The organism is Hymenobacter glacialis (assembly GCF_001816165.1).
Taxonomy (GTDB): domain Bacteria; phylum Bacteroidota; class Bacteroidia; order Cytophagales; family Hymenobacteraceae; genus Hymenobacter; species Hymenobacter glacialis.
In genome coordinates this window covers 50,413-57,062 of record NZ_MDZC01000050.1, presented here as the reverse complement: position 1 = coordinate 57,062, position 6,650 = coordinate 50,413, and the positions used below count along the sequence as shown (strand labels likewise).

4 protein-coding genes are annotated in these 6,650 nt (G+C 57.8%); all 4 read right to left on the bottom strand.

From position 1 onward, the window contains the following. Window positions 1–100: 100 nt before the first annotated feature. Window positions 101–664, bottom strand: a complete 564-nt coding sequence (locus BEN48_RS06730) for a hypothetical protein (RefSeq protein WP_125932513.1) — start codon at window positions 662–664, stop codon at window positions 101–103. A 36-nt stretch (window positions 665–700) separates the two neighbouring features. Beyond that, entirely contained in the window at window positions 701–2,236 is a 1,536-nt protein-coding gene (locus BEN48_RS06725; RefSeq protein WP_070733839.1) for a SusD/RagB family nutrient-binding outer membrane lipoprotein, read from the bottom strand. A 19-nt stretch (window positions 2,237–2,255) separates the two neighbouring features. Continuing rightward, a complete protein-coding gene (locus BEN48_RS06720; RefSeq protein WP_070733838.1) occupies window positions 2,256–5,468 on the bottom strand; it encodes a SusC/RagA family TonB-linked outer membrane protein in 3,213 nt (1,070 codons plus the stop codon). A 489-nt stretch (window positions 5,469–5,957) separates the two neighbouring features. After that, window positions 5,958–6,557, bottom strand: coding sequence for a peptide deformylase (def, locus tag BEN48_RS06715; protein ID WP_070733843.1), 600 nt, complete (start codon window positions 6,555–6,557; stop codon window positions 5,958–5,960). Window positions 6,558–6,650: the final 93 nt, after the last annotated feature.

Below are 6,650 nucleotides of genomic sequence, written 5' to 3'. Positions count from 1 at the left end.
AAAACGCAAAAAGCGCTGACCGGTCGGTCAGCGCTTTTTGCGTTTTGGCTAAGAACAAGGTCAATGCGACCAAGGCATTCTTTCGTTGTGCTAACGGCCACTAGACCACCCGAACCAGCACCCGAGGAGGAATGATGGTGGTGCCATCTTCCAGCGTAATCAAAAAGTAGAACTCTATTTGATTGGGCGACTGGGGGGTAACAGATACCGTAGGCGACGTAGGCGCCACACCCGTGCCCACTCGCGTCCGGTAGGTAGTGTAAGCGGCCAGCGTGGAGGAGAACGTAACGGTATTGCTGCCGTTGCCAGGGATGGGGGTGGCCCCCGCGCTGGAGCCCGTCAGTCCGTTGTAGTTGTAGAGCACCGTGGGAGCGCCCACCTGCACGTTGTTCAACCCGCTGCCGCCGACGGCTACCCGGCTGATTTCCTTGATTTTTCCTTTATCGGCCGGAATTGAGAAATTGATGCTGAAAGCACCAGATGGCGCCGTGGCAACCACAATGTAGTAGCGCTCAAAAAAGCTGGCGTTGGTTACGGTAACCGGAATGGGCGCGAAGGCCAGGTCCAGTGGGGCCAGGCTGTTGTCGTCGTACTCCTTTTTACAGGAGGAGGAAACTACCGCCAGCACTGCCAAGAGGCATAAGGTAAAAAGTTGCTTTTTCATGGAGAAGTGAATTTTGCTGTTGGAAGTTGGGCCGGACTATTTAGCCCACCACACCGGCACACTCGTGAGGATGGTTACATCCTGGTTTTCAGCTCCTGCGTTGGCCGTGAGTTCCGACAAGGGGAGCGCAAAACGCTGCGGCAGCGTGCCGTCATCACCGGCCGGGTTCAGGGCCGGGTTCAGACGGGGGTAGCCCGTGCGCCGGTAGTCGTTGTACGCCTCCAACCCGTTGCCTACCCAGGAAACCCACTTTTGGGTTATAATCTTGTTGCGCCGCTGCTCGGTAGTGCCACTGAGCGTAGCCACTCTGGGGTTGGCCGCGAAGTAAGCCGTAACGTCCGCGTTGGAGATGCCGGCTTTGGTCATTGATGCCCGGATGGCATCCTGGTAGAGCGACTGGGCTGTGCCTGCTACCGTAATGCCGGGCAACGTTAACGCCGACTCCGCCAAGATGAACAGCCGCTGCACGTTGGTCAACAAGCGAGCCGGAGCTTCTCCGGAGTTGCCTCGAATGTAAACGTTGTAGCGCGAGCGGTTAGCTAGAGCGGGAACCGTAAGGCCGCTCGCTATGCCACCGTTCTGGTAGCCGGTGAAAACGCCAACGCTCGTTACCGTGCCAGTGGTGTTCACCGTTGCAGTTGGCGTAGGCGTCATCGTGAAATAGATGGGCAGCCGCGGGTCGTTCATCACCCGCATGCTGTCGAGCAGGCGCTGGCTCAGCATCTGGTCGCCGGTGCGGTTCACGAAGTTGAAGGAATACAGCGGATTCTGGTTGCCGGGACTGGAGCCAAACGGAACTTCGAAATCGTCAGCATTCGAGGTAAAAGCCCCCGCTGCTGCCTGGTTGATGATGGAAGCGGCCAGGGCCGGCTCCCGCTTGCTGATGGTATTGGCAAATTTGAGCAACAGGGTGTTGCCCATCTTTTTCCACTGGGCAATGTTGTTGGCTGTTTTGCCATACACCGGGTCATCGGTGGTGCCGGGCTTCTGTGTGCTGGGCTTATCCAAATCCGCCAGTCCTTCCTTCACCAGGTCAATTAAGCCCTGGATGCCCAGCGCAGAGTTGCCCTTGTAGATGTCTTCCTGCTTGTCGTAGCGCGGTTTGGTGTTGTCTTTGCCCTTGAGCGCCTGCGAATACGGGACGTCGCCATACATGTCCGTGGCGATGGAGAAATTATACGCTTTCAGCAGTTTGGCAATGCCCCCATACGCCGGGCTTGTTCTGGCAGCTGCTAAGTCAATCAGCGTTTGGGAGTTAATCAGTGCGCCAGCATAGAGTTCCCCGTTCCACTGGTTGTCAAACGAGCCGCGAATGTCGTACCGGTCGTATTGCACCATCTGGTTGGCCGTGCCCGCCTGGTACTGGATAAAGAGCGAGGCGGCGCGGCCCAGGTCGTTGGTGGCCACAAACCCGGAATAGACAACCGTGCTGGTGAAGAGCAGCGGCATGGTTACCACGGTCGGGCTGTTGGGGGTTACGTTCACGTCCAGGAACTTGTCCCGGTCGCAGCTAAGGGTCGAGAATGCTACCGCCGCTGCAAGCGCAATGCCTGCTAGTTTCTGATTTTTCATGAGAAATTGAATGGCTGGATTAGAGGGTAAAGCGCAGGTTTACCCCGTAGTTGCGCGTGTTGGGTGCGCCTTGCAGGTCGAGGCCCCGGATGTTGCCGGCCCCCTGCGTGTTCAACTCCGGGTCGAAGTTGGCGTTGGGTGCGTAGTAGAGCAGGTTGCGGCCCGATACCGACAGGCGCACCTGGCCAAAAGGCGTGCGCCCCAGCAAATCCTTTGGCACCGAATAGCCCAGCGAAACCTCCCGCAGGCGGTACACCGTGGCATCGTACACGTTTAGCGGGCTCTGCAGGCCCCCGGAAGCGCCCCAGTACGTCTGAGCATCAATTTCGATGTTGTTGGGACGGTAGCTGCCGTCGGCGTTGCGGATAACGCCAGGAATGATGCGTGGGGTTTCGCGGTCGATGCCCGTCTCGTAGAGGTTGCCGCTGCTTTTCAGCGAAGCGTTGGTGAAGGATAGTACTTCGCCGCCGTACTTGGCATCAACCAGGAAGGAGGCTTCTACGCCCCGGTAATTGAAGGTGTTCGTGACGCCGCCCTGCCACAGCGGGTTCGGGTCGGCAATCACCGAGTTGGGAACACCAGGCGCGAACGTGCCAGTGGTCTGGTTGATGATGTACTTGCCCACAATCGAGGGGTCGTTCTCCCGGCCCGTCACGGGGTCCTTGGCGGGCACCCGCGGCAGGGCGTTGCCAATGATAACGCCATAAGCCTCGCCCACCCGGAAGCTGGGCTGCGAGCCGATGAAGCCGCCGCCCGCGATGGTAGAAGTGGTGATGCCCGGCGCAATGCTGATGACCTCGTTCTTAATCCGGGTGAAGTTTGCGCTGATGTCCCAGCGGAAGGCGGACGTTTTAACGGGGTTCACGAGCATGATGCCCTCAATGCCTTTGTTGTCCAAACGACCCACGTTGGCGAAAAGAGTACCAAACCCCGAGGAGCTGGCAATGCTAACCGGGATAATCTGGTCTTCGCTGCGGGTGTAAAAGCCCGTCACTTCGAAGCTCAGGCGGTTGTTGAAAAAGCCCAGGTTGGTGCCCACTTCGTACGACTTCGTGGATTCCGGCTTGAGGGTGTTGCCACCGCCAATGGTGTTGGCGATGACAAAACCGGGGAATGTGCCGTTGACGTTTGAGAACGGGAAGTTGATGCTTGCCACGTTGTTGCCCACACTGCCCGAGCGGTAAAGGGTTTCCAGAGCGTACGGGTCGGCGTCTTTGCCCACTTTCGCAATGTTCGCCCGCAGCTTGCCGTAAGAGAAGAAGCTATTCGAAATCTTAAACGCGTCGGTGAACACGAAGCTGGCGGTGGCCGATGGGTAAAAGAAGGTGTTGTTGGCCACCGGCAGCGTCGAAGACTGGTCGACCCGGCCCGTCAATTCCAAAAACAGGTAGTCGTTGTAGCCCAGCGACAGCTGGCTGTAGGCGCCCAGCAGGCGGCGCAGGCTGTTGTTTTCGCCCGTGCCATTCGAAAATACAGTGCCGTTTTGCGCGTTGAAAAAGCCCGGCACCGCCAGGTTTTCCGACTGCGACGTAATGGTCTGCGTACGCCGCTGGTTAACGTTCTGGCCCACCAGCAAGCTGGCGTTGAGCCCCTCCATGAAGATGTTGTCCTTTTTGGCCGTTGCAATGATGTCGCTGTTGAACTCGGTGCGAGTCAGCGCCTGGTCCTGAATCAGACCCAACGGGTTGCGGGCGGAACCGCGCACGAATACCGTCTTGCGGCGGTCGGTGTAGGTGTCCAGACCTACCCGATACAGCACGTTCAGCCAGGGGGTAATGTCGTAACCGAGGTTGGCCACGTTGATAAAACGGGTTACGGCCGAAGTGGTGGTGTTTTGGTTAACGCTAAAATAGGGGTTCTCCGTATTGGGAAAAAACACGCTGGCCCCCGTCAGCGGGTCCACAAACGGCATTCCCTGCAGGTCAAGGCTCCGGGGCACTGCGAAGGAGAGGTTCGAAAAGGCCGAGTTGTTGTTGCCCTGGCTTACCCCGCTTTGGTTGGTTTGAATGAAGCTTACCGAACCGCCGGCTCTCAGCTTGTTCTGCAACTTAACGTTGCCCCCCAGCAGCACATTGGTACGGTTGAGCTCCGAATTCTGCACGATGCCTTTCTGCGTGGTGTTGCTCACGTTCAGCGACACGTTCTGGTCGGGGTTGCCGCCTGCAATGTTTGCGCCGTTGGTCAGGATGGTGCCCTGGCGGTAGAAGTCCCGGATGTTGTTCGGGTAGTTCTGGTAGGGAAGCTGGCTGCCGTCGGTCAGCAACAGGCCGTTGACCAGCGTAGGAGTGGTGCCGAAGCGTGGGCCGAATGACGCGGAGCTGGCACTGGGGTTGAAAACGTTGCCCGTGCCTCCCGTGTTGATAACGCCGTTGGAGCCCTGGCCATATTCGGTTTGCAGGCGAGCGGTGCCGTACACATTCTGCACGTTGAAGCTTGAGGTAGCGGTTACTTCGAGTTTCTTGTTGGCGCTGCTGCCGTTTTTGGTGGTGATGATGATAGCCCCCGAAGACGCCCGCGAACCGTAGAGCGCCGCGGCCGCCGGGCCTTTCAGAATGTTGATGCTGGCAATCGACTCGGGGTCGATGTCCAGCGCCCGGTTCGAGACCTGCGCAGCGCCCAGGCTGCCCTGGCCGCCGCCGCCGAAGCCGCGCTCCAGGTCGTTGCTAATCGGAATACCGTCGACCACAAACAGCGGCTGGTTGCTGCCCTGCAGCGACGTAATACCCCGGATGTTGATGTTGGTGGACGAGCCGGGCAAGCCGCTGGCCGAGTTGATGTTCACGCCCGACACTTTGCCTTGCAACGAGTTCAGGACGTTGGGCTCAGATTTCTGTGAAATCTGCTCCGCCTTGATTTGCTGCGTCGAATAACCCAATGAGCGGGTATCCTTCTCGATGCCCAGTGCCGTCACCACCACCTCGTTGAGCTGCTTGGAGTCGCTGGCTAGTGCCACGTTGTACTCCGAGCGCGGTCCCAGAGGCTGTTCCACGGTGGCAAACCCCACCGAGCTAAACACCAGCGTGCCCCCGGAGGCCGGCACACTCAGCGAAAACGCTCCGTCCACATTGGTCGACATGCCCACGGAGGTGCCTTTCAGCAGCACCGTTACCCCAGGCAATCCCTCCGATGTTTGCTTATCGGTCACCCGCCCAGACACCTTCCGGTCCTGGGCTGCGGCGTGTTGAAGTACACTGCACAGAAACAGTATACCTAACAGTAAAAGTTTTTTCATGGGCTACTGATTTTTATGTTACAAATTATCAGTAGCAATGTACACTTCTTTAATAGTAATAACGAGACGGGTAGCCTGTTTATAAGACAGTTAATCTCGGAATACCACAAAAATAATCAATTGGTAAACTCATAATGACGAACAACAGACTGATTATAAGTATTTTAAAATACATCATTCCTCTCGGGTAATGATGGTCATATCTTTTTGGAATGGCCCATCCCCTAAACGTACAGGCTTTAAGCCATTTAGAAGCGCATGATGCCACCTGCGTGTTCGCAATTGGTCATATAGCAGCCACACGGCTGGCAACGCCCCGGCCAGTACCTGCTACACCGCGCCGCGCCGGGCACATCGGTGCCAGCGCCTGCCAGGCACTCGCAAGCACAGCAGGCATTGGCAAAAACGGCCGAGTCGGGATGAGCCCCGGCGCCAAACAAGTCACTTCAGCTCACTGGGAGGTATGTACCAGGCAGTAGCGGCAGCATGCTACCGGCGCTTGCCGTCGCCGGCAAACCGCATGCGGTAGTCGTGCTTCACATCGCCCTTGCTGATGCGGGCCAGCTTGCCCTTCAGCAGCTGCTTCTTAAAACCCGAAAGCTTGTCTGTGAACAGCACACCTTCCAGGTGGTCGTACTCGTGCTGAATGATGCGGGCCGCCATGCCCGAAAACGCTTCCTCGTGTACCTGGCGGTTCTCGTCCTCGTAGCGCAGCACAATGTCGGCGTGCCGGTTCACCAGCTCGCGCACGCCGGGTATGCTCAGGCAGCCTTCCTCGAAGCCCCACTGCTCGCCGGTTTCGCTCACCATCACCGGGTTGATGAACGCGCGTTTGATGGGGTCTTCCAGCTCTTCGCCTTCTTCCTGGTCTTCCTCGTCTATTTCCACCATGGGCCCCGAGTCCATCACAAACAGGCGCACGCCCTTGCCAATCTGCGGGGCGGCCAGGCCCACGCCATGGGCGTAGTACATGGTTTCATACATGTCGGCAATGAGCTGCTGCAGTTCAGCGGCGGGCAAATCGGCAGCCAGGTTCTTGGCTTTGGTTTTCAGCACGGGGTCGCCAATGGCGACGATGGAATAAATCATGGTAATGGTTGTGTATAAACAGAACGTCATGCTGAGCGCAGCCGAAGCATCTCGCTCGGGGCAGCAATTCAACTGGTAATGAGTAGTGGCAGC

What these genes read in the sequence shown, in the direction of transcription:
- BEN48_RS06730 (WP_125932513.1), bottom strand. Translation starts at nt 664, where the DNA reads ATGAAAAAGCAACTTTTTACCTTATGCCTCTTGGCAGTGCTGGCGGTA.
- BEN48_RS06725 (WP_070733839.1), bottom strand. Translation starts at nt 2,236, where the DNA reads ATGAAAAATCAGAAACTAGCAGGCATTGCGCTTGCAGCGGCGGTAGCA.
- BEN48_RS06720 (WP_070733838.1), bottom strand. Translation starts at nt 5,468, where the DNA reads ATGAAAAAACTTTTACTGTTAGGTATACTGTTTCTGTGCAGTGTACTT.
- def (WP_070733843.1), bottom strand. Translation starts at nt 6,557, where the DNA reads ATGATTTATTCCATCGTCGCCATTGGCGACCCCGTGCTGAAAACCAAA.